The organism is Bacteroidota bacterium (assembly GCA_016711505.1).
In the GTDB taxonomy this organism is placed as follows: Bacteria; Bacteroidota; Bacteroidia; order AKYH767-A; family 2013-40CM-41-45; genus JADKIH01.
Map to the genome: position 1 here is coordinate 298,953 of JADJSV010000018.1, position 23,930 is coordinate 322,882.

19 protein-coding genes and 1 pseudogene are annotated in these 23,930 nt (G+C 37.2%); 15 read left to right on the forward strand and 5 right to left on the reverse strand.

The genetic code is table 11. The annotated features are described in order from the left end of the window. The first annotated feature begins 12 nt into the window (after positions 1 to 12). Together IPL24_17480 and IPL24_17485 are read left to right on the forward strand one after the other, a co-directional pair. Complete coding sequence (locus tag IPL24_17480) at positions 13 to 405, forward strand: hypothetical protein (protein ID MBK8365389.1); 393 nt, start codon at positions 13 to 15, stop codon at positions 403 to 405. A gap of 152 nt (positions 406 to 557) precedes the next feature. Further along, positions 558 to 1,199, forward strand: coding sequence for a T9SS type A sorting domain-containing protein (locus IPL24_17485; protein ID MBK8365390.1), 642 nt, complete (start codon positions 558 to 560; stop codon positions 1,197 to 1,199). Between the two features lie 178 nt (positions 1,200 to 1,377). Here IPL24_17485 and IPL24_17490 read toward each other — a convergent pair whose 3' ends face one another. Next, complete coding sequence (locus IPL24_17490; protein MBK8365391.1) at positions 1,378 to 1,794, reverse strand: RidA family protein; 417 nt, start codon at positions 1,792 to 1,794, stop codon at positions 1,378 to 1,380. Positions 1,795 to 1,933: 139 nt separating this feature from the next. Between IPL24_17490 and IPL24_17495 the strand changes: the two genes are divergently transcribed. The 9 genes from IPL24_17495 (at position 1,934) to IPL24_17535 (ending at position 15,362) form a co-directional block, all read left to right on the forward strand. Further along, positions 1,934 to 2,422: a lipocalin family protein gene (locus IPL24_17495; protein ID MBK8365392.1), complete on the forward strand. Its 489-nt coding sequence runs from the start codon at positions 1,934 to 1,936 to the stop codon at positions 2,420 to 2,422. 165 nt (positions 2,423 to 2,587) lie between these two features. Beyond that, the gene (locus tag IPL24_17500; protein MBK8365393.1) at positions 2,588 to 5,986 is read left to right on the forward strand and encodes an isoleucine--tRNA ligase; all 3,399 of its coding nucleotides are present in this window, start codon (positions 2,588 to 2,590) and stop codon (positions 5,984 to 5,986) included. A gap of 47 nt (positions 5,987 to 6,033) precedes the next feature. Then, complete coding sequence (locus IPL24_17505; GenBank protein MBK8365394.1) at positions 6,034 to 6,915, forward strand: TraR/DksA family transcriptional regulator; 882 nt, start codon at positions 6,034 to 6,036, stop codon at positions 6,913 to 6,915. 83 nt (positions 6,916 to 6,998) lie between these two features. Beyond that, entirely contained in the window at positions 6,999 to 7,634 is a 636-nt protein-coding gene (locus IPL24_17510; protein ID MBK8365395.1) for a lipoprotein signal peptidase, read from the forward strand. Between the two features lie 110 nt (positions 7,635 to 7,744). Continuing rightward, complete coding sequence (locus tag IPL24_17515; protein ID MBK8365396.1) at positions 7,745 to 9,379, forward strand: T9SS type A sorting domain-containing protein; 1,635 nt, start codon at positions 7,745 to 7,747, stop codon at positions 9,377 to 9,379. 169 nt (positions 9,380 to 9,548) lie between these two features. Next, positions 9,549 to 10,922 carry a M20/M25/M40 family metallo-hydrolase gene (locus IPL24_17520; protein ID MBK8365397.1) on the forward strand — a complete coding sequence of 458 codons (1,374 nt, stop codon included), beginning with the start codon at positions 9,549 to 9,551 and terminating at the stop codon, positions 10,920 to 10,922. Positions 10,923 to 11,036: 114 nt separating this feature from the next. Then, positions 11,037 to 12,851, forward strand: a complete 1,815-nt coding sequence (uvrC, locus tag IPL24_17525; protein MBK8365398.1) for an excinuclease ABC subunit UvrC — start codon at positions 11,037 to 11,039, stop codon at positions 12,849 to 12,851. 112 nt (positions 12,852 to 12,963) lie between these two features. Beyond that, positions 12,964 to 13,794, forward strand: coding sequence for a universal stress protein (locus tag IPL24_17530; GenBank protein ID MBK8365399.1), 831 nt, complete (start codon positions 12,964 to 12,966; stop codon positions 13,792 to 13,794). Positions 13,795 to 13,874: 80 nt separating this feature from the next. After that, positions 13,875 to 15,362, forward strand: a complete 1,488-nt coding sequence (locus IPL24_17535; protein ID MBK8365400.1) for a serine hydrolase — start codon at positions 13,875 to 13,877, stop codon at positions 15,360 to 15,362. Between the two features lie 28 nt (positions 15,363 to 15,390). On the opposite strand, the pseudogene IPL24_17540 reads toward IPL24_17535, so the two are convergent. Together IPL24_17540 and IPL24_17545 are read right to left on the reverse strand one after the other, a co-directional pair. Further along, positions 15,391 to 16,384: pseudogene (locus IPL24_17540) on the reverse strand (NAD(P)H-dependent glycerol-3-phosphate dehydrogenase). Positions 16,385 to 16,422: 38 nt separating this feature from the next. Beyond that, complete coding sequence (locus IPL24_17545) at positions 16,423 to 18,108, reverse strand: M28 family peptidase (GenBank protein ID MBK8365401.1); 1,686 nt, start codon at positions 18,106 to 18,108, stop codon at positions 16,423 to 16,425. A 126-nt stretch (positions 18,109 to 18,234) separates the two neighbouring features. On the opposite strand from IPL24_17545, the gene IPL24_17550 reads away from it, so the two are divergent. The 4 genes from IPL24_17550 (at position 18,235) to thiL (ending at position 22,503) form a co-directional block, all read left to right on the forward strand. Then, entirely contained in the window at positions 18,235 to 18,867 is a 633-nt protein-coding gene (locus IPL24_17550; GenBank protein ID MBK8365402.1) for a hypothetical protein, read from the forward strand. A gap of 124 nt (positions 18,868 to 18,991) precedes the next feature. Beyond that, positions 18,992 to 20,296 (forward strand): aminopeptidase P N-terminal domain-containing protein, encoded by a 1,305-nt coding sequence (locus IPL24_17555; GenBank protein MBK8365403.1) that lies wholly within the window; start codon positions 18,992 to 18,994, stop codon positions 20,294 to 20,296. 72 nt (positions 20,297 to 20,368) lie between these two features. Further along, the gene (locus IPL24_17560; GenBank protein ID MBK8365404.1) at positions 20,369 to 21,334 is read left to right on the forward strand and encodes a YitT family protein; all 966 of its coding nucleotides are present in this window, start codon (positions 20,369 to 20,371) and stop codon (positions 21,332 to 21,334) included. 131 nt (positions 21,335 to 21,465) lie between these two features. Then, the gene (thiL, locus tag IPL24_17565) at positions 21,466 to 22,503 is read left to right on the forward strand and encodes a thiamine-phosphate kinase (protein ID MBK8365405.1); all 1,038 of its coding nucleotides are present in this window, start codon (positions 21,466 to 21,468) and stop codon (positions 22,501 to 22,503) included. Here the strand turns inward: thiL and IPL24_17570 are convergent, their stop codons facing one another. Both IPL24_17570 and IPL24_17575 read right to left on the reverse strand, forming a co-directional pair. Beyond that, a complete protein-coding gene (locus IPL24_17570; GenBank protein ID MBK8365406.1) occupies positions 22,504 to 23,196 on the reverse strand; it encodes a hypothetical protein in 693 nt (230 codons plus the stop codon). 33 nt (positions 23,197 to 23,229) lie between these two features. After that, entirely contained in the window at positions 23,230 to 23,922 is a 693-nt protein-coding gene (locus IPL24_17575; protein MBK8365407.1) for a hypothetical protein, read from the reverse strand. Between the last annotated feature and the right edge of the window lie 8 nt (positions 23,923 to 23,930).

Genomic DNA, 23,930 nt, shown 5'->3' on the forward strand with positions numbered 1-23,930 from the left:
ATTTGAAAAGATATGAAAATTAATTCCTCCTTGAATTGGATGCTTATATTGAATTTTCTTGCTATAATTTTTCACTTAGGGATAATCACAAAACTAATTCCTTACGAAATTGCATGGGGAGGCAGACTTAAAAATGATCGGGATATGTATGTCTTCGAATCAGTTTCTATAGGAATAATCCTGATCCTGATTTTTATTCTATTACTAAAAGGTAAATATCTTAGACTTGAAATAAACGAACGAATGCTGAATTTCATACTGTGGATCTACTTTGTAATTTTTGTTCTCAACACGCTTGGAAATGTACTGGCAAAGACCAATTTCGAAAAACTGTTTTCAATAATAACACTCATTTCTGCAATTCTTATCTGGAAAATTATCAAAACCAGAAAGGCAGTTCAATAATATAGAAAAACCGGAAATAACTTCCGGCTTTTCTAACCATCATAATATTAATCACTGCTGTCTGATAGAACAATTTTCATATGAAAATGTTTTATCGGACATTGATGATTTAAAATAATTTTTTAACTTCGTTAGACTAACACTTAAAAGTCATGAAAAAACTACTTCTCTTCTCCGCAATTTTATTATTAAGCGTGCAATCATTCGGACAAGGTTTTCAATACGTTGGAATCAGTCCAACCCAACCTACAGAATCGGACACCGTATCAGTGATTGGAAGTTACATTTTTACCAGTGGTCCCTGCGATCTTGTAAATCAAAATTTTACTATGTCGGGAAACAATATCACAACCAATCATTATCATTGTCCGGGAATGCTCACTGTGATTTGCCCCGGAATAGATACTTTGCCAATTGGAGTACTATCAGCAGGTACGTATAATGTTACTGCAAATCTTTTTCAAGGTACTTTTGATTCTATCGGAAATTGTGCCGAATTTATTAAAATTGATTCCACTGATTTTGTATTTATCGTATCAGTGGGAACAGGTATTGACCAGATCTTAAAAGCAAATCCAACAGTCTTCCTCAATAAAGAAACTATTTCTATCTCTAATCTCTATTCAACTTATGAGTTTGTTCTTTATGATGTAAGAGGTAAGCAAATCATTTCAAGAAATGTTTCTTCAACCGAAAACAATTTCTCAATTTCAGTAGAGCCCGGTGTTTATTTTTATTCACTCAGAAAAGAAGGCAAACAGGAATTTACAGGGAAGTTGGTTGTAGGGAAATAATTTTTTTTTTTCAGAGATAAAGGTTTTATCACCGGAGTTGCTTTTTGGAAATGCAATCAGGTCAAAGGTCAAGGGTCAAAGATTATGCAGTCATAACCTTTGACCTTTGACCTGATTCAGTTAAAAAAACGACAGCCATCTGAAATTTCATGCGGCACTATATTAAAGATCGACCAACTTACTTAACCAAAGCAATCACCTTCAACTCAATTCCAATCGGTGTCGGCAGGCAATTGATCTCCAGAGTAGTCCTGCATGGAGGATTGTTTTGAAAATACTCAGCCCATAGTTTATTGTAAATTGGAAAATCATCTTTCATATTCGTCAGATAAACTGTCACATCAATAATTTCTTCCCATGAACTTCCTGCATCTTCTAAAATGTATTTTACATTTTTAAAAACAGAATGACATTGCGCGGCAATATCGTAACTGATGATATTATTGTTTGCATCAAGCTCCACACCCGGAATTTTTTTTGTCCCGCGTTCTCTTGGACCGACACCGGATAAAAAAAGTAAATTTCCGGCCCGACGGGCGTGCGGATATAATCCAACCGGTTCCGGAGCTTTTGAAGAATTGATCTGATCAGACATTATATAATTTTTATGGCTGGAAAGATACGGTTTCCGTTTTTTGGCAGGATACAAATAATTAACAAAATTTAAAGTGGAAAACACTATCTTCGAGCCACTTTATAATATCAGAAATTCAAACCCAAAACCCAATATTAAAATGAAATCTAAAATCCTTTTGATTTGCCTTTTAGCAACAGTATCATTTGCAGGTTGTAAGAAAGACGAAGAAACTCCTACACCAACTCCTACACCAAGTTCTAAAAAGTCGTTATTGATCGATAAAAGCTGGAAACTTACTGCGTTTTCAGTAGATCCAGCATATAATTATGGCGGTACGGGGTTAGTAACGAATCTTATCGGATACATTCCTCCATGTGAGTTGAATAATATTACTGTATACACTACTACGAATACATATACCACTGATGAAGGTGCAACAAAATGTTCTGCTGGTGATCCTCAAACTAAGGAATCTGGATCTTGGGCATTCAATAGCGGTGAAACAACTTTAACAAGAACTCCTACCGGAGGTGTTGCGAAGGAATATCCGATAACAGCTCTTTCTGAAACAACGTTAAGTCTGACTGAAAGCCTGACTACAGGGGGAACTACTTATGTTTTTACAAAAACATATACAAAACAGTAATTTCCCCACTACTTAATTTTAAAGCCACCCTTCCAGGTGGCTTTTTTTTGTTTATACCCAATTGGTATAGCACCCATTTCGCTGAAAATCAGTCATTATTACAGTCAGCATGCCTGTATTATGGTCCTTTTTTAGTACTTTTGCGGACCTTTTGAATGGTTCATTATGTCAAAATACCCTGAATACAACCAACTCAATCTCAGCGAACTGGCTAAGGATGTCCTGAAAACCTGGGAAAATGAGAATACTTTTGAAGCCAGCGTTTCTTCCCGTGAAGGTCGTCCGGCCTTTAATTTCTATGAAGGTCCGCCTTCTGCAAATGGTTTACCGGGGATTCATCACGTCATGGCACGTTCTATCAAGGACATTTTTTGCCGCTATAAAACACTTAAAGGATTTCAGGTAAAACGAAAAGGTGGCTGGGATACCCACGGACTTCCGATCGAGCTTTCAGTAGAGAAAACTTTAGGCATTCGTAAAGATGATATCGGTAAAACAATTTCTATCGAAGATTACAACAAAGCCTGCCGTAAGGAGGTGATGAAATACAAAGATATCTGGGATGATCTTACCCGTAAAATGGGCTATTGGGTCGATCTCGATAATCCGTATGTGACTTTCGAAAATGATTACATAGAGACATGCTGGAATCTTTTGCAGAAATTTTATGACAAAGGATTATTGTATAAAGGATTTACCATTCAACCTTATTCACCTGCTGCAGGTACCGGACTTTCTTCGCATGAATTGAATCAGCCGGGAACTTATAAGATGGTGAAGGATACGTCGGCGGTTGCTATGTTTCGGATTGCTAAGGGTCAAGGGTCAAAGGTTAAAGGTCAATTGCCGGATTCTTTACTGGAAGAAGGTAAAGTTTATTTTATGGCATGGACAACTACTCCATGGACTTTGCCTTCGAATACTGCTTTGGCTGTTGGTGCGAAAATAAAATATGTCGCTGTAAAAACTTTTACTCCGAATACTGATCATGCTGTAGTAGTAATTCTTGCAAAAGATTTACTGCATAAATATTTTCCTGAAAAAAATTCTGAAGTTTCATTCGAAGATTATAAAGCAGGCGATAAAGCAATTCCTTTCGAAGTCATTGGTGAAATCGTTGGTAAGGATCTGGAAGGAATCCGATACGAACAACTTTTACCTTATGCACAGCCAACAGACGGTGATGCATTCCGTGTATTGCTAGGTGATTTTGTTACGACGGAAGACGGAACAGGTATCGTTCACATCGCTCCGAGTTTTGGTGCAGACGATTTTCGTGTTGCTAAACAAAATGGAATCGGTTCATTGACACTTGTAGATAAGCAAGGAAGATTCACTTCTGAAGTAACAGACTTCGCAGGAGAATTTGTAAAGGAAGCTTATCTCAATGACGAAGAGAAAGCGATTGAAATAAAAAAACAAGGCGGTGAAAAATATCTTTCCGTTGATGAACGTCTTGTTATCAAATTAAAAAAAGAAGGTAAAGCATTCAAGTCTGAACGCTACGAACATACTTATCCGCATTGCTGGAGAACAGACAAACCGGTTTTATATTATCCGCTCGACTCATGGTTCATTCGCACAACTGCTGCGAAAGAAAGAATGGTTGAGTTAAATAAAACGATCAACTGGAAACCGGAATCTACAGGGACCGGAAGATTTGGAAACTGGTTGGAAAATCTGGTCGACTGGAATTTATCGCGTTCACGCTTTTGGGGAATTCCACTTCCTATGTGGGCGAATGAAGATTACTCTGAACAGATCTGTATCGGTTCGGTTTCTCAGTTGGAATCAGAAGTTGAAAAATCTGTTGCTGCAGGATTCATGAAATCGAATCTCGTAAAAACAGCGAGAGAGAATGGTGGCCAGTTTGAATTACACCGCCCATATGTTGACGATATAATTTTAGTTTCTCCTTCGGGAAAACCAATGAAGCGCGAACTGGATCTGATCGATGTATGGTTTGATTCAGGTGCAATGCCGTACGCTCAATGGCATTATCCTTTTGAAAATGCCGATGAATTTAAATCAGCTTTTCCGGCAGACTTTATCGCCGAAGGAGTTGATCAGACGCGCGGCTGGTTCTTTACATTACATGCTATCTCTGTTATGTTGTTCGATTCTGTTGCTTACAAAAATGTTGTGAGTAACGGTTTAGTACTCGACAAAAATGGAAATAAAATGTCGAAGCGTCTTGGAAATGCTGTTGATCCGTTTGAAACACTGGAAAAATACGGGGCCGATGCTACACGCTGGTATATGATCAGCAATGCTCAGCCGTGGGACAATCTTAAATTTAATCTCGAAGGAATTTCTGAAGTTCAACGTAAATTCTTTGGCACACTTTATAATACATATTCATTCTTCGCTCTGTATTCTAACATTGATGGCTTCACTTTTTCTGAAAAAGAAATTGCTATTAAAGACAGAACAGAGTTAGACAGATGGATCTTATCTGAATTGAATTCACTCATCAAGATCGTTGATGAAAGTTTTGCAGACTACGAACCGACACGAGCAGCACGAGCAATCTCTGATTTTGTGACGGAACATCTGAGTAACTGGTATGTACGATTAAGTCGTCGTCGTTTCTGGAAAGGAGAATATACGAATGATAAAATTGCTGCCTATCAGACATTGTATTCTTGTCTTGAAACAATTTCAATATTGATGTCACCAATAGCGCCATTCTTTAGTGACCGTTTATTCCGTGATCTGAATACTGTAAGTTCACTTCGTAAAGCTACATCTGTTCATCTTGCAGACTTTCCGGAATTGAATATTGCTATCATCGATAAATCGCTTGAAGAACGAATGGAACTTGCACAGCAAATTTCATCGATGGTATTATCGCTTCGGAAAAAAGTAAATATCCGTGTACGTCAACCGTTGAATAAAATATTAATACCTGTTCTGGATGAAGCATTCAAAATAAAAGTGGAAGCTGTAAAGGATCTTATACTCGCAGAAGTAAATGTGAAAGAGATAGAATACATTCATGATACAAAAGGAGTACTTGTCAAAAAGATCAAAGCGAATTTCAAAGTACTCGGAAAAAAGGTCGGTGGACTGATGAAAGATGTTGCAGCGTGTATCGTAGCAATGACTCAGGAGCAAATCCAGACGCTGGAAGCAGAGAAGAAATTTGAATTTGAAGTACTAGATCAAACGGTCATTATTACTGATGAAGATGTGGAGATCACCTCTGAAGATATCCCGGGCTGGCAAGTTACCAGCGAAGGAAAACTGACGGTGGCCCTTGATATTACGCTTACTCCGGAGTTAAAAGAGGAGGGAATTGCCCGTGAATTCATCAATAGAATACAGAATTTGCGCAAAGAACGCGGTTTTGAGGTCACCGACAGAATAGACCTGAAAGTATTGGAACATGCGGGAATTAGGAATTCCCTGATAAATAATAAAGATTATATTTGCGCCGAAATTTTAGCAGCTAAATTAGATCTGGTCGACCGTCTTGATGGCGAAGATGCGGTTAACCTGGAGGTAGATGACGAAATACAAACGCGGATTATCATTCAAAAACACATATCCGGGCTTAATTAAGTCGGATTCAAGCCATCAAAAACAACCCTTTAGAATAACGTTTTCATATGAGTAAGAAGACTAATAACAAATCAAAAGCGAAACCCGCTACCAAGTCAAAAGCTAAACCTGCTGCTAAAAAAGCAAAGCCGGCTCCAGCTAAAAAAGCAAAAGCTGCCCCTGCCAAAAAAGCACCGGCGAAAAAAGTTGTTGCTAAAAAAGCTGCTCCTGCTAAAAAAGCACCCGTTAAAAAAGTAGTTGCAAAAGCTCCGGCGAAAAAAGTAGCCGCTAAAGTTGTTGCAAAAGCTCCAGCTAAAACGGTTGTTGCTAAACCTGCTGTAAAAACTCCTGCTAAAGCAGTTGTTGCAAAACCCGAAGTTGTAAAAGCACCTCCGGTTGTAAAAGCTTCTAAAAAAGAATCTGCGAAAAATAAAGTTGAGAAGCCACAGCTTCCACCGCGCAATGAAATTCCGGCTCCGCCAAAAGAAAGACCGGTGATCGGTCGCCCTGCGCCTTTTAACCGTCGTCCAGAACCGGCTTTGAACAGACCTCAGAAACCTCAGGAAGATTCCGGTAAAACACGTTATGCTGATAGTGAACTTGAAGAGTTCCGTGCTATCATCAATAAAAAACTGGAAGAAGCGCGTAGAGAATTGATGTTACTACAAGCACAGATGACAGCTGCCAATGAGCATGGTACCGATGATACTGCAAGTACTTTCAAAATACTTGAAGATGGATCGGATTCACTTGCAAAAGAAGAAGCAGGTCAGCTTGCAAGTCGTCAGAAAAAATTCATCGAGCAATTGGAAAATGCAATGGTTCGTATTGAAAATAAAACATACGGTGTTTGTCGTGTGACAGGAAAATTAATTCCGAAAGAACGTCTGCGTGCCGTTCCACATACTACTCAGAGTATCGAAGCGAAACTTAACCAGTATCGCGACTAATTTTTTTGAATTTCGGATTGCGGATTTCGGATTTCGGATTGCGCAATCCGAAATCCACAATCCGAAATCCGAAATTATTTAATTTGAAACGTGCAGCTTTAATAGTACTACTGGTATTATTCGTAGATCAGGTGGTGAAGATCTGGATCAAGACCCACATGTATCTCGGACAAGAGTTTAAGGTCTTTGATTTTTTCTTGATTCATTTTACTGAAAACAATGGAATGGCATTCGGACTTGAGTTCGGTGGTTCTTTTGGCAAATTGTTTCTAAGTGTTTTTCGTATCGTAGCCTCTTTTGGAATCGGATGGTATCTTATTCATTTGATCCGGCAAAAATCTCATAAACTTATTATTACTTGCTTCGCATTGATCTTTGCAGGTGCAATCGGAAACATCATCGATAGTGCTTTCTATGGAATGTTGTTCACTGATAGCATGGAAGGTGTAGCACGTTTTGCTCCCGGACATGGTTATTCAAATTTTCTCCACGGACAAGTTGTCGATATGCTTTACTTCCCGATCGTCGGTGGTCGCTTTCCTGACTGGTTACCGATTTGGGGTGGTGAAACGTTTCTTTTCTTCCGCCCGATTTTTAATATCGCTGACTCATCTATAACTGTTGGTGTGATCTTACTTTTGATCTTTCAGAATAAGTTTACTTCTGAGAAAACGACGGAAGAAGTAAATAAGGAAACAGAATTTCAGACTCAGAATTGAGATAGAATAGACCCAGGTCATTTTGAATTCTCCTGCATTATTTTATATTTGTATTGAATAATTTCTGCGATGTTGCCGAAATTAATTTCAAGCGTATTCTCAAAGTCCACATGAAAAAATTCCTTCCATTATTCCTTCAACTTATTACTGCTGCTTTCATATATGCATCAGATAACCCGAAGAATATTCCGGTAACATTTCATTCAACTGCAAATGCTGACGTAAGGATTTCTGAACCGGTTGAAGTGAATGAAGCTGATCCATGTAATTGCTGGATAGAAAGAGATAGTTCCTGGAATGTTGTTCCTTTTAATGGATCTACTAATGGACCACCTGAATACAGAAATGATGATGGTTCAACGGCTCCATTTGCTATTCCGTTCAATTTTTGTTTTTATGGGAGTAATTACAATTCGATATATATTAATAATAATGGTAGTGTTTCTTTTGACGGTCCATTTACTGCTTTCATAGCAGATTCTTTCCCTTCACCAAACTTTAAGATGATCTCTCCTTTTTGGGGCGATGTTGATACTCGTGGTCTTTTAAGCGGAATTGTTTATTATAAACTTACAAGTACAGCACTGATAATTCAATGGGATCATGTTGGATATTATAATACACAAGATAATTTGTTAAATACATTTCAGTTAATTTTGACTGATGGTTCTGACCCAATTCTTGACGCAGGTAAAAATGTTTCCTTTTGTTATCAGGATATGCAGTGGACCACGGGTTCTGCATCAGGTGGTGCCGGAGGTTTTGGCGGAACACCTGCTACGGTTGGAGCAAATTTAGGTGATGGAATAAGTTCAATTCAAATCGGTCGTTTTGATCAACCGGGGTCAACATACAATGGTCCATATGGCGGAGGCGCGGGAATTGATTTTTTAGATAATCAATCCTATACTTTTGGATTGTGCAACTCAGCTAATATTGCTCCGTTCCTTAAATATACCGGGCTTTGCGATACATTGGAGATTTGTATTGGTGATACTGCAATAGTTGATTTTGAATTTTATTCACCTGAACTTTCTCAGTTGACTACAACAGCATTTAATTTCTTTGGACTTTCTGATTGCGGTGTCCTTCAGAACTCCCCGGGAAATGTTGCCGCCACTTCATGTTATATCGCCGGTACTTCAGGAAATGCAGGTTATCATTCAATTTCTGTCACAGCAACTGACAACGGAACTCCACAACAATCAACGACTGCTTTATTTGTTGTTCATATAAAAAATCCTGACGCAACATTTACATTCTCTCCTTCACCTGCACATCTTAATGATACAGTTGTATTCACTGCTAATTCATCAGATAACACTTTTGCGATCTGGAATTTTGGTGATGGAAGTGCTGTGGATACAGGAAATGTCGTTACACACATTTTCCATACAGCTGCTTTGTTCAACGTTTCACTCACAGTTGTCAATGAAGGTTGTACATCTACCGACTCGACCACACAGCAAGTTACAGTTTTATTTGTCGGAGTTGATGAGAGTAATTTTGATCTGCAAGTGAGTCTTTCTCCAAATCCCACAAATGGTGTTTTGCTTTTTAATGCAAAAGATAATTCGGAAAAATATTCTATCGAGATCATTGACATTCAGGGAAGAATTGTTTACCATGATTTAAATTTAAGTGCAAATCATTTTATTGATATAAATTATCTGGAGAATGGAGTTTACTTTTATCAGATCTCAAATAACAATGGTCAGGTGAAAGGACGATTCTTGAAGCAGTAAATATACAGGATACCAATACATAGAATTCTGCGCAAAATCTGCGATGAATCTGCGGGATCTGCGAGATCTGCGGGAAAGAAAACACACTGAAATTTCTCCCGCAGATCCCGCAGATTTAGCGCAGATATTAGTTCTCTTTTTTTACTATTTTTGATCGAAATTAAGAACCATGCAAAGAATCCTCCTGATTTTTATATCTGCTTTCATCAACCTTACTTCGGTAAAAGCACAAAACAAAGATTCGATTTCAATTAAACGAATTTTTAACGAAACCCTCGAAAACGGCCGCGCCTATCAATGGCTTTATGACCTAACCGAAAATGTAGGTCCACGCTTAGCAGGTTCGAAAGAAGCCGGCACTGCTGTCGAATGGGCTAAACAAAAAATGATTGAAGCCGGAGCAGACTCTGTTTATCTGGAAGAAGTAATGGTTCCACACTGGGTACGTGGTGCAAAAGAAAAAGGTGTGATCGTTGAAGCAAGCGGTAATAAACAGGAAGTGCAGATTCTTGCACTTGGGAATTCTATCTCTACTCCGAAAGAAGGTCTGACTGCAAACATAATCGAAGTAACTAATTTCGATGAGCTGGAGAAATTCGGAAAGGCTATGGTGGAAGGAAAAATCGTTTTCTTCAACCATCCATTCGATGAAAAATTCATCAATACATTTGAAGCATACGGCGAAGCTGTAAAATATCGCTGGCAAGCTCCTTCAGAAGCTGCAAAGTATGGTGCTGTAGGCTCCATCTGTCGGTCAATGACAAATGCTCTCGATGATTTTCCACATACCGGCGCAATGCGGTACATCGATTCAATTCCGAAAATTCCTTGTGTTGCAATCAGTACGATCGGTGCAAATCTTTTAAGTAAAATCCTGAAAACAAATAAGGAAACAAAATTCTTCATGCAGACTCATTGTGAAATGAAAGACAGTGTTCTTTCTTACAATGTGATCGGTGAGTTACGCGGAACGGAAAAACCAAAAGAGTATGTAGTTGTCGGCGGACATCTTGATTCATGGGACAACTGTAAAGGAGCGCATGATGATGGTGCCGGGATTGTTCAGTCAATCGAAATCATAAGAACACTGAAAGCAATCAACATGCGGCCGAAACGAACAATTCGTATTGTTGCATTTATGAATGAAGAAAACGGTTTACGCGGCGGACAAAAATATGCTGCAAACATGAATGAAAAAAAAGAAGTACACATTGCAGCAATTGAAAGTGATGCAGGTGCATTTCTACCATTAGGATTCGGATTGAATATGCCGGAAGCTAAAAAAGAAAAAGTCAGAAAATGGGCACCACTGTTTTTGGATTATGGTTTATATAATTTCTCAGGAGAAGGCGATGGCGCTGATATCAGTGCTATGGAAAAATATAATGTTCCACTCATGGGACTACATGTAAATTCTCAACGGTACTTTGATTACCATCATGCTGCTTCTGATACATGGGATAAAGTGAACAAACGCGAACTGCTTCTCGGCTCCGCCTCAATGGGTGCAATGGCGTTCTTACTTGCGGAATACGGACTCTAGAAGGAATGAATAATTAATAATGAATAATTGATAATGTTGAGCTTCGGTTCAAGTTTTTCTTTATTCATAGCTTATTATCGCAAGTAAGAAAATAGTGCTACTTACTACTCACCAATTACTACTCACCAATTGAAGATCCCCGAACTCCTTTCAACCCTCCCCGACAGCCCGGGTATTTATCAGTTCTATGATAAAGAGGGATTGCTATTGTATGTCGGGAAGGCGAAGTCGTTGAAGAAAAGAGTCAGTTCGTATTTTCAGAAAGATGTTCATGAAAATGGCAAAACGACCGTAATGGTCCGTAAGGTTGCTGACATTAAAATTCTTGTCGTTAATACTGAGATGGACGCACTCCTGCTGGAGAATAGTCTTATCAAAAAACATCAGCCACGATATAACGTAAATCTTAAAGACGATAAAACATATCCATGGATCTGTATTAAGAATGAAAAGTTCCCAAGAATTTTTATTACGCGCCAGATGATAAAAGATGGATCGGAATATTTTGGTCCGTATACTCCGGTGAAAATGATCAATACATTGCTGGATCTTATTGGACAACTTTACAAACTTCGAAATTGTAATCTCAACCTTACTCCGGAAAATATTGAAAAGAAGAAATTCAAAATTTGCCTGGAATATCATATAGGAAATTGTAAGGGTCCTTGTGAAGGACATCAATCAATGGAAGATTATGATCAGACGATCAAAGAGATCCGGCTCATTCTGAAAGGAAATATAAATACTGTAATTCAGCACTTGAAAAATCTGATGAATCAGCAGTCAGCACAATTCTTTTATGAAGAAGCTCAGGTCACAAAACAAAAGATTGAACTGCTTGAGAAATTTAAAACGAAATCTGTTGTTGTAAATCCATCAATTCATAATACCGATGTATTCAGTATTGTAACAGAGGAAGATTCTGCTTTCGTAAATTTTCTTCGCATTATGAACGGTTCTATTGTACAAGGCCATACTCTTGAAATTAAAAAGAAACTCGATGAATCTCCGGAAGAACTTTTGGAAATTGCTATTGCTGATCTCCGGACTAAATTTAACAGTGATGCTAAAGAGATAATTGTTCCTTTTGAAGTTCCTACAATGATGGAAGGAGTTACGTTTACAATTCCAAAAATAGGAGAGAAGCGGCACTTGCTTTCATTATCGGAAAGTAATGTGAGAAATTATATCCGCGAACGTGATCTTCAACTCGAGAAACAAAATCCTGAAAACAAAGTTTTGCGCCTGATGGAGAAAATGCAGAAGGATCTACGTTTAACCGAACTACCCAGACATATTGAATGTTTTGATAATTCAAATATTCAAGGTGCATATCCGGTTGCTGCTATGAGTGTTTTCAAAAACGGGCAACCTTCCAAAAAAGATTACCGGCATTTCAATATAAAAACCGTTGAAGGTCCCGATGATTTTGCTTCGATGGAAGAAGTAATTTATCGTCGCTACAAAAGAATGCTCGATGAAGCACAACCTCTTCCGCAACTGATAGTAATTGACGGCGGTAAAGGTCAGCTTAGTTCAGCAATGACCAGTCTGGAAAAATTGGGATTAGTAGGAAAAATGGCTGTCATAGGAATTGCAAAAAAACTGGAAGAGATTTATTATCCCGGCGATTCTGCGCCTTTGTATATCGACAAGAAAAGTGAAACACTCAGAGTAATCCAGAATTTGCGGGATGAAGTTCACCGCTTTGGAATTACTCATCACCGTAATCGAAGAAGTAAAGGAGTAATGAAGACAGAACTTTCCGATATAAAGGGAATCGGTCAATCGACAGCAGATGAACTATTGCGCGAATTCAAATCCGTTAAACGAATCAAAGAAGCGTCGCATGATGAGTTGAAGGCAGTAATTGGTAATTCAAGAGCAGATAAAGTTTTTTCGCATTTTCATGATAAAACCGCTCCATAAGTAGATCAGTTTTAGTCGAAGTGACAATCTATTCAGAATTTACTGATAAATATCACGATTTCTCGCTTTTGGTTACGTAACTTTGGAATATTGACAAACAAAATTCTTTACGATGAAAAAAATTCTTGTGACAACCGATTTCTCAGCAAATTCAAAAGCAGGTTTGAAGTTTGCAATTCAACTTTCATTGCAAGAGAAAGTTAAGTTGACATTTTTTCATTCCTATTATGTAATGAAACCAACTTCATGGGAAAGTAGTAAAGCCCGGTCGTTTGAAATTGCTGAAGTGGAAAAACTGCAAAACCAACTTGAAAAATTCGTAGCGTCTGTTTATAAAAGTATGGAATTAAAATATCCAAATGCTGAATGTGTTTTAGGTCGTTCTGTTTCCGCTGATAAAAATATTGTTGAATATGCAAAAAAAAATCATTTTGATTTTATATGTATAAGCACCCGTGGTGCAGGAGCAGTAAAAAAATTATTCGGGACAAATACTTCTACAATAATAAAAAATTCGATGATTCCGGTAATTTCTGTTCCATCTTCATACAAACACGAGAAGATTTCTACTATACTTTATGCCACTGATCTCGATGAACTTCAAGAGGAATTAAAATTGGTTGTTAATTTCAATAAATCACTAAAGGCAAAAATTGAATTACTGCATTTTGATTTTCCCGCTGAATTGCACTTGAAAGAAAAAATTATGACAGCAGCAAAAAAGAAATATTCTAAGCAGAATTTCAGTTTGCATCTGGCCAATCTTGATATTGCGAGTAGCTTTGTTTCAAATATGGAATCTGCAGTAAAAAGATCAAAGCCTTCGGTTTTAATTATGTTCAGACATGTGAAAAAAAACATTTTTGATAAAATTTTCGCACCTTCTTATTCGGCAGAATTTTCATTTGTTTCGAAGGTGCCGATGATCGTTTTTGCAAAGTAGAGGTGACTTTATGATTGTCTTAACATTATTCGTGTGGATTGGACTTATATTTACTGAACAAACCACAAGAATAACCTCCTATGAAAAGTATTATTTTCATCTTGACAATATTATTGACGTTTGATCATCTGTCATTTGCTGAAAATGATAAAAACGAATTCGTTTATCAAAATGATACATGTAAGAAGATTGACTCCTATCTTTCTAAACTTTCTGTAGATAGAAATTTCTCGGGCGCATTATTAATAGTAAAAGATGGCCGGAAAATTTTCAGCAAAGGATATGGTTGGGCAAATAAGGAGAAAAAAATTCCTTTTACTTCCGGAACATTGGCTTCAATGGGAAGTATTACAAAGGCTTTTACAGCGAGTGGAATCATGAAACTTGTTGAACAAGGAAAATTGTCAGTTAATGATAGTCTGATAAAGTTTTTTCCTGATGCCCCTGCCGATAAATCAAAAATTACATTACATCAGCTGCTGACCCATTCAGGAGGGTTTGCGGAGTTTTTGCAAAATGATGGTGGAGATTATGAAAAAATTGAAACTGCTGAATATCTGAAACGAGCATTCAGTGAGCCTTTATCTTTTACTCCTGGCGAAAAAGCTGTTTATACGAATGTAGGGATGAGTATTCTTGCAATTATAATTGAACAGGTTTCAGGTATGAATTATGAAGCGTTTTTAAAGAAGGAACTCTTTGATCCGGTTGGTATAAAGCGGATCAGCTATTGCTATCCTCAACTGGATTCGGATACCATTGCACATGGTTATAATAACGGCCTTGACTGGGGAACTCATCAGCAGCGTTTTGAAAAGGCAGGAGGAGGTCCGTATTGGAATCTGAAAGGTAATGGCGGCCTTGAAGCATCGCTTAATGATATGTATAAATGGATCAATGCAATATCTTCTGCAGCAATCCTGAGTAAGACTTCAATAGATAAAATGTTTACCAGACATATAATTGAAGATGGAACTGAAGGAAATTATTCTTTTGGTTATGGATGTAATATTTCAAAGAGCAGGAGAAATACAGTTATGATAGATAATGGAGGTAGTAACAGGATTTATTTTGCCAGAATGATCCGCTTACCGGAGGAAGGACTTGTATTTTATATGGTTACAAATGAAAAATCCGCGAATACAAATATGGTTTTACCGAATGTTACACAGTTATATTTTCAAGGTGAAATTGTACAGGATGCTTTTGAAATGAATTCAAGATTTGAATCTCCGGTGAGTGAAAAAGTTTTCAATGTTTTAAATTCTAATAGCAATGCTGATTTGGCTGTAGAACTTCCAAAACAACAAATTGAAATATCTGATGATATGATCTTGTATGAAGTAGGACAGAGATTTGTTAACGATGGAAATGTCGATGCGGCATTTTCTTTATTTAAATATTATACTGTAAAATTTCCAAATATTGTTGTTGCCTGGAATGAGCTGGGTGATGTTTACAGAATGAAAAATAATAAGGAAGAAGCAATAAAGTGTTACAAGCAAGCATTAATTGTTCGTCCGGGAAATCCAAGAGCGACTGATAATCTTGAAAAACTTGCAAAGTGATTTATAGCCTTATGGATTTTTAAAATATCTAGGAAAACTGATCACTCAACAACTTCATCTCAATTCTCGGAGCAATCTTTTCATAAAGTACGTGATAGACTGCATTCGTAATCGGAATGTGAACGTTGTATTTTTTATTCAATTCGTAAATGCACTTTGTTGCATAGTATCCTTCTGCAATCATATTCATTTCGAGCTGAGCAAATTTAACTGAGTATCCTTTACCGACCATTGTTCCAAACATTCGGTTTCTACTGAACGAAGAATATGCAGTTACCAGCAAATCACCTAAGTATGCAGAATCTTTTATGTCTCTGTCTACAGGATGCACAGCTTTTACAAACCGTTCGATTTCCTGAATTGCATTGCTGATTAATACAGCCTGAAAATTATCGCCGTAACCGACACCATGACATATTCCGCTTGCAATTGCAATAACGTTTTTTAAAACGGCTGAATATTCTGTTCCGTAAATATCATCACTGACTGAAGTTTTAATATATCGACACGACATAATTGTTGCCAGTCGTGAAGCTGTATCTTTATTCTGTGAAGCAATAGTCAGATAAGAGAGGCGTTCCATTGCAACTTCTTCTGCATGACATGGTCCGGTAATTACTCCGATCTGATTGATCGGAATTCCAATTTTTTGATTTAAGAAATCACCTATGATTAAAAGATCATCCGGAATAATTCCTTTGATTGCAGAAAAAACGGCCCGGCCTTTGAAATCGTCACTTGTAATTTTCTCTAATGTATTCTTAAGGAACGCTGATGGTACAGCAAGTATGATAAGATCAGAAGATGTTATCGCTTTTTTTAAGATCTGTTTCGATTTCAATTTTTGAAAGATCAATTTCGACATCACTCAGATAATTCGGATTGTGTTTGTACTTCCTGATAAACTCTGCAGTCTCATTGCTTCGTACCCACCAGTGAATTTTACTGACATTGTTAGATAGAATTTTTACAATTGCTGTTGCCCAACTACCGCCACCTATTACTGATATTTTTTGATCCATAAGTATTTTGGATTAATTCTAAACGCGAGATTATTCGATCAGAATGTTATATCCTTTTCTATCTCAACTTTATTCCGGATAACTTTTACTTTCGTTGTCTCACCTTTTGAAAACTTTCCAAGAGCCTTCATATAGCTCATCATATCGAGAACTTTGTGTTCGCCTAGTTGAACAACAATATCGCCGGCAAGTAAACCGGCATTGGAAGCAGGTTTTCCATCAGTAACTCCGTCAATGCGCATACCTTCTCCTTCAAATGAATAATCAGGAACTACACCTAATGTTACCTTGAATTTTGGTGCGTCTTCATTCTCATCATCTTTCGTTTTTGTGAAGACCATTTTGTCGGCATCATTTATTCTGCGTAAAATAGTTTGAAGCAATTCCATGATCTGCATCTGGCCGTCATAATTGATCTTGTCTTCATCATCTGTAGGTTTATGATAATCACTGTGTGTACCACTGAAGAAATGAAGAACGGGAATGTTTTGTAAGTAGAATGATGTATGATCGGACGGACCAACGCCTGAATCTGTTGTTTTCAAACGCATATCTCCCGTAGGAATGGTATTGATCCATTCTTTCCATTGCGGAGATGTGCCCATACCATTTATGATTAATGCTTTGTCGTCGTACTTCAATCGTCCGAGCATATCCATATTGATCATACAACTTACTTTCTTCAGATCAATGGTCGGATGTTTCACAAAATAATTGGATCCTAATAATCCTTTCTCTTCACCACTAAAAGCAAGAAACAGATAGTTTTTATTTTTCAATCCGTTTGTGATAATAAATTTTGCAAGTTCAATCAATGCTGCAGTTCCGCTTGCATTGTCATCCGCTCCATTGTGTATTGCTTTCTCGCCTCTGTATAAAGACCCTTCTTCGCCATAACCGAGATGATCATAATGTGCGCCGATAACAACTGTGTAAGGAGCTTTATTATCGATGTAGCCTACAATATTCCGTCCTTCTTTTTCGACATGTATTATATCTGCACCTATAGTACAATTTGTAACCACACTGTCGCGGAGTAATTGTGCAGCTTTTCCTTTTGCGAAGAGAATCGGAATTGAAACCGGAGTTGTATGATTCAACCAATCAGCTTTCGGATCCGACTGTGCTGTGTCTGAATTGATAAAAATTATTGCTGCTGCACCTTTTAAAATTGCCAGATCGATTTTCTTCCGTAAGTCACTCCATTCTCCGAATTTTCCATGCGGTGTATTTCCATCAGGCGTACCTGACTCAATTAAAAATATACGCTTGGCGATATTGAGTTTTCCTTTGTAATCGTCGCGATTCAATTTAGTATCAGTAATTCCAAAACTTACTTTCGTAATGAAGTTTGTTACAACAGCATTTCCGGAAAATGGTAAAGGATAAAAATCTTCTCCATTTTTAAAGATGTAATTGTTTACAACCAATTGAGTACTGCTTCCAAAAGTTGCTCCTGAGTTGAACTTAAATTTCTGAAGATATCCGGACTCACCTTTCGCTTTTAGTCCGATCGACTTGAATTGTTTGGTAAGATAATTCGCAGCTTTAGTTTCTCCGGCAGTTCCGGTTTCTCTTCCCTCGAAATCATCGGAGGAAAGTGTAATAATGTGCGACTTCAAATTTGCTTTTACCTGATCAGATGATAAAGGCAATAATTTTGGTGCAGAGCAAGCACCTAAAAAAAGTGCTATGCTTAGTATTTTATAAACCCCTTGCTTCATAGGCGCAATTTAATAAAAGTATGGACAAGATATCGTAAATAACAAAGATTAAGAATCCGATCTGCTGGCGCCTTTTTCCTTAACCGATAAACTTCACCTATCTTTGCAGAAATACAAAATCTAAAATTGAAAGCAGCCCTGCTCTTCTTGTCGTTTCTGTTTCTGTCTGATAAAATGAATGCGCAATCTTCTGCATTCGGTTCATTCTGGAAATTATCGTGTCCGGAAAAATGGTGGGTGTTTACTCATCCGTTCGTTGCAAAAGATGCCTTTAAGATAACAAGGGAAGCAAGATTGAAAAGTGATAGTCTTCTCCAGATTTCTGCATTGGATGGCGATCCGCTTGGTGGACAAATTGATGCATTCCGACATGCTTATTGGATGGCACGAATGGCTCAGACCATGAAATGGAAAAAAGCTTTGCGATTGGGAAAGGCGCATGAGAAGGCAAATAAAATTTCATTCAGAAAAAACCAAAACGATGAAGAGGGACTTTTGCCTGACTCTGTCTCATCAGAAATGGATCTATACAATAATCAAGTTGGTGTTGCTATTGGCTGCAATTTTAAATCTGTCTCCGGTCAGGCAATCTGTGATACTGTTATTCAAAATATAAGAGCCGGTAAGTTGAAAATAATTCTTAAAAATGAAAATGGAGTTGAGCTTAAATGTGATGGCACTCAACTTGATAAAAACGAGTTTGCTGGAAAGTGGAATATTCCCAAATGCCTGGTAAATTCAAATTCATTGTTTAAATAGATTTTAATATTCCTAAACAAGGGGGTTGTTGATTCATTTTATGCTTTTTTTACTGTTTTGATTTGGATATTTAGACGATATTATGTGAAAATTTCATTATTTTTACCACATAACCCGGTCCAATATGAAGTACACTCCAATTGACAAAAAGTTGTTTGTCGAAAACAGAAAAAAATTTGTAGCTGAATTACAAAAAGATTCCATTGCAATTTTTCATTCTAATGATGAAATGCCACGCAATGGAGATTGTAATTTCCCTTTCCGTCAAAACTCAGATCTATTCTGGATGAGTGGAATTGATCAGGAACAATCCGTTTTAGTTATCGCACCAAACCATCCGATTGTTGAATATCGCGAAATGCTTTTTCTAAGAAAGACAAATGAACATATCGCTGTCTGGGAAGGCCACAAATATTCCAAGGATGAAGCGCGCGCAGCAAGCGGAATTCAAACAGTATTATGGATTGATGATTATGCTTCTATACTTCCGCTTTTAATGCATCATTCAACAAATGTCTATATTAACCTGAATGAAAATGACCGGTTTGTTTCTGAAGTTGAATACCGTGATGAACGTTACGCCCGAGAATTGAAAAGCAAGTATCCAAATCACAAGTATGAAAGATCAGGTCCTGTTATGGCTCGCCTGAGAATAATAAAAAGTGAAATCGAAATTGCTTTATTAAGAGAAGCTGTGGAAATTACTAATAAAGCTTTTCGCAGAGTACTTTCAACTTTGCGTCCCGGTGTAATGGAATATGAGATCGAAGCAGAAATCACTGCAACTTTTATCCGTAATCGTGCAAATGGACATGCTTATTATCCAATCATTGCCAGTGGCGCCAGTGCAAATGTTTTGCATTACAACGACAACAATAAAGAATGCAAGGATGGAGATGTTATTCTTCTGGACTTCGGGGCAGAATATGCAAACTATGCTGCCGATCTCACAAGAAGTATTCCTGTAAATGGAAAATTTACTGCACGACAAAAAGATGTTTATAATGCAGTGTTAAGAGTGATGAAAGCAGCTACTTCAATGTTAGTTGTAGGTAATACCATTCCAAAATATCATGAGGAAGTTGGTAAGGTGATGGAGAAAGAATTGATCGGACTAGGTCTGCTCAATGCTGCTGAAGTCGCAAAGCAGGATCCGAAGATGCCACTCTATAAAAAATATTTTATGCACGGAACTTCCCATTTCTTAGGATTGGATGTTCATGACATTGGCAACCGTTATCTGCCAATGCAGGCGGGAATGGTTTTCACTTGCGAGCCCGGCATCTATATTCCTGAAGAAAATCTTGGTATAAGAATCGAAAATGATATTCTCATCACAGAAAAAGGTCCTGTTGATCTTATGGAAAGTATTCCTGTAGAAGTTGATGAGATTGAATCATTGATGGCAAAACAAAAAGTTGCTGTGTGATAAATTTAATTTCTTAATCTTGAAAGACTCATTGCTTTTTATTTCAATGAGTCTTTCAAAAATTTCTTTTTTATGAATCCAATTTATCAATCACTTTTTATTAATTATGCAAAGAGCAGAGCTAAAAAGAAAGGACAGATTTTTCGCAGAGCCGGTAAACAAGATTACAAATCATTTAAACGTCATGCACGGTCACAATTTATCGATGGCTTTCTGATAATTGCAGGCATGCTTAGTGCAGGTTTGGGTTTAAAAGGATTTTTACTTCCTAATGGTTTTATTGATGGTGGAGTTATGGGTATCAGTCTGCTGATCTCGGAAATCACAGGCTGGAGTTTGTCTTTTCTCATTGTTATTATAAATCTTCCGTTTATTTATCTGGGACTAAGGCAAATTAATAAAGTCTTTGCTTTGAAAACTCTTTCAGCAATCGGTGGGCTTGCACTTTGTTTGTATTTTATTCCTTATCCGATTCTTACATCCGATAAATTACTTGTATCAGTATTTGGAGGTTTTTTTCTTGGAGTTGGAATTGGTCTGGCTATGCGAGGCGGCGGTGTTATCGATGGAACAGAAATTCTTGCGTTAAGTATTACCCGAAAATCTGTTCTTACAATCGGAGATGTGATCCTGATTATTAATATCATAATATTTTGTGTTGCAGCTTTTGTACTATCCTTTGAACAAGCCTTATATTCCATACTGACATATATTTCCGCTGCTAAAACGGTTGATTATATTATTTCCGGAATTGAAGAATATACGGGTGTAACAATCATTTCAGAAAGAAGCGATGAGATCCGGAAAATGATCACTGAACAACTTGGACGGGGCGTAACTGTTTACAGAGGAAAAGGTGGGTACGGTTCTCATGGACATCAGTTAAGTGAAGTTGATATTGTTTTTTCCGTTGTAACCCGTTTGGAAATGTCAACGCTGAAGGCCGAGGTAGATAAAATAGATCAAAAGGCTTTTCTCATTACACATAGTATCAAGGATACAAAGGGTGGGATGATAAAAAAACGTCATTTGGTTTAGGTGTTTTTTTCTTCTTACAATTAAACTTTTTTTGAGTTTAAGTGTAGGTTTAAGAGTAAGTTGATAGCAAATGGTTTATCTACCCTTCTGTCACCACCCCACGTAAGCAATCTTTTTAGTACTTTTGCCACATGTTTGAGAATAAAGAAAACCGCACAGAACTTAGCTCATTGGGAGAGTTTGGATTGATAGATCAGATTGCTTCTGCAGTTGAATTAAAAAATCCGGAAAGTGTCAGAGGAATCGGAGACGATGCTGCAGTGATCGATAATGGTGATGAAATGACCGTTGTTACTACTGATATGCTTGTTGAAGGTGTTCATTTTGACCTTACTTTTCAACCATTAAAGCATTTGGGTTATAAAGCTGTCACGGTCAATCTGAGTGATATTTATGCAATGAATGCCACACCCAAACAAATTGTTGTCGGAATAGCTATTTCAAACCGATTTTCCCTGGAAGCAATTGAAGAATTATATGAAGGAATTCAGATGGCTTGCGATAAATATTCTGTCGATCTGGTTGGTGGTGATACTACTTCCTCAACTTCAGGTTTAGTTATTTCGATTACTGCAATTGGTAAAGCCAAAAGAGAAGACATTGTCTACAGAAATGGGGCGGGAGTCGGAGATCTGATTTGTGTATCAGGTGATCTGGGTGGAGCATACGTTGGATTACAATTGCTCGAAAGAGAAAAGAAAATTTTTCTTGAGAATCCAAAGATCCAGCCTGATCTGAGTAATGCTGATTACATTCTCGAGCGTCAGTTAAAACCTGAACCAAGAAAAGATATTATAGATAAATTGAAACAAGTGGATGTCAAACCAACAGCAATGATCGACATCTCTGACGGACTGTCTTCTGAAGTAATGCATCTTTGTAAACAATCTCAAACAGGTTGCACTTTATATGAAGACAAATTTCCAATTGATCCGCAAACTTACGAGAAGGCTAGAGAATTTAATTTAGACCCGACTGTTTGTGCTTTAAGTGGTGGCGAAGATTATGAATTACTTTTTACGATCAAACAATCTGACTATGAAAAGATGCGGATGCATGTTGATATTTCAATTGTCGGTCACATGGTTGCAAAAGAAGAAGGTTTGCACCTCATAGATAAATCAGGAAATCAGGTTAAGTTGCAAGCACAAGGTTGGAAAGCTTTCTGATCAATAACTTGCCCAGCCAATTCCAATACTCAATCCAAAAGTTATAGTTGATTTATGATAAGTAACTGATTTGTCAATGATACTTCCTGTTGGAATTGAAAGATCGTAAACATTTTTTGGCAGGAATGCATAACCAAAATTAAAATAAAATATAAACCCTTCCAGATTACTTCTGTGTCCTATAGTTAACGATAATGGAGTTATGAAAACACTTTGTGAATATTCTCCATTCACTTCTATATCGTGAAAACTTGTCTGAGGAGAATTATAGTCTCCTATGTAATGAATTATAGTAGTTTCTTTTCTACTTTGAAAACTGGCTTTACTTGCCATGTACCATGAATTTTCATCATTATCACGGAAAAAATATCTGGACTCAAATGTAAGTTTGAGTGTAGTGTGCTTTCTTGAAAAACCAATATCCGTTACATCATTATCATATTGGTACAATCCGTCTCTATAATCATAACTAAAAGTATCGTCAAGATCATCCGGATACTCCATGCCGGGATTTATTAAAATACTGATTCTGCTGTTTAGGTTTTGTTCGTAACCAATTCCAAAGGCAGAGTTGTCAGTACCAGTTCGCCCAACTTCATTATATTCTATTAAAGTTAACTTAATGGCCTGTGCAAAAACGAAGTTTGCATTAACAGAAAGAAAAAAAGCGAACAGAATAAATTTGAATTTCATGAGTTGTTTTTGTTGTTCGTTCAAGGAATAAATTTAGTCTGCCCAACTAACGCCAAAACATAAGGCAATGTGAAATGAAACAGGATCAAACATTGTTTCTACTCCTCTGTTGTGAAGAAACTGTGGCTTAACATCTTTTTTATTTCCAAATGGAAGGATGGATAAGCCCAGGTAAAAATCATAATACCAGCCGTCGAATTCACTTCTTGATCCGAGATCGAATGATATGGGTACAAGAGTCAGATCCTGCTTGTAAACACCGTAAGAAATATCAAATGCATTATATACAGGAGATTGATCCAGCCAGATATTTTGTATGTCATATTCAATTTCAGATTTTACAAGACCTATACTTGTTGAAAAATATCCGCCATCTAAATTATCCTCAAAAAAATATTTTGAAGTATAAACGAATTCATGCCAGTTTGAAATATTTAAAATATCGAATGAAACATTATATCCAACACCATTTTCATATCCAACAAAACTGTATGAATTAACTAACGTACTATAATCCGGATCAATAGAATATCCTTTTCTATATGTCAGACCCAATGAGATCTTTTCTCCTACATTTTGTTCGTATCCAAAACCGTAATAGAAAGTACTTGTATAAGATTTCTGAAGGGTAGTGTACCCCAGTACATCCATTTTTATCGCCTGAGAATAAACCGGATTTTGTACGATGAGAAAATATATGCAGACGAATATGATCTTTAATTTCATGTGGGTAG

Coding starts and splice junctions, on each gene's coding strand:
- IPL24_17480 (MBK8365389.1), top strand. CDS start 13: ATGAAAATTAATTCCTCCTTGAATTGGATGCTTATATTGAATTTTCTT.
- IPL24_17485 (MBK8365390.1), top strand. CDS start 558: ATGAAAAAACTACTTCTCTTCTCCGCAATTTTATTATTAAGCGTGCAA.
- IPL24_17490 (MBK8365391.1), bottom strand. CDS start 1,794: ATGTCTGATCAGATCAATTCTTCAAAAGCTCCGGAACCGGTTGGATTA.
- IPL24_17495 (MBK8365392.1), top strand. CDS start 1,934: ATGAAATCTAAAATCCTTTTGATTTGCCTTTTAGCAACAGTATCATTT.
- IPL24_17500 (MBK8365393.1), top strand. CDS start 2,588: ATGTCAAAATACCCTGAATACAACCAACTCAATCTCAGCGAACTGGCT.
- IPL24_17505 (MBK8365394.1), top strand. CDS start 6,034: ATGAGTAAGAAGACTAATAACAAATCAAAAGCGAAACCCGCTACCAAG.
- IPL24_17515 (MBK8365396.1), top strand. CDS start 7,745: ATGAAAAAATTCCTTCCATTATTCCTTCAACTTATTACTGCTGCTTTC.
- IPL24_17520 (MBK8365397.1), top strand. CDS start 9,549: ATGCAAAGAATCCTCCTGATTTTTATATCTGCTTTCATCAACCTTACT.
- IPL24_17530 (MBK8365399.1), top strand. CDS start 12,964: ATGAAAAAAATTCTTGTGACAACCGATTTCTCAGCAAATTCAAAAGCA.
- IPL24_17535 (MBK8365400.1), top strand. CDS start 13,875: ATGAAAAGTATTATTTTCATCTTGACAATATTATTGACGTTTGATCAT.
- IPL24_17545 (MBK8365401.1), bottom strand. CDS start 18,108: ATGAAGCAAGGGGTTTATAAAATACTAAGCATAGCACTTTTTTTAGGT.
- IPL24_17555 (MBK8365403.1), top strand. CDS start 18,992: ATGAAGTACACTCCAATTGACAAAAAGTTGTTTGTCGAAAACAGAAAA.
- IPL24_17560 (MBK8365404.1), top strand. CDS start 20,369: ATGAATCCAATTTATCAATCACTTTTTATTAATTATGCAAAGAGCAGA.
- thiL (MBK8365405.1), top strand. CDS start 21,466: ATGTTTGAGAATAAAGAAAACCGCACAGAACTTAGCTCATTGGGAGAG.
- IPL24_17570 (MBK8365406.1), bottom strand. CDS start 23,196: ATGAAATTCAAATTTATTCTGTTCGCTTTTTTTCTTTCTGTTAATGCA.
- IPL24_17575 (MBK8365407.1), bottom strand. CDS start 23,922: ATGAAATTAAAGATCATATTCGTCTGCATATATTTTCTCATCGTACAA.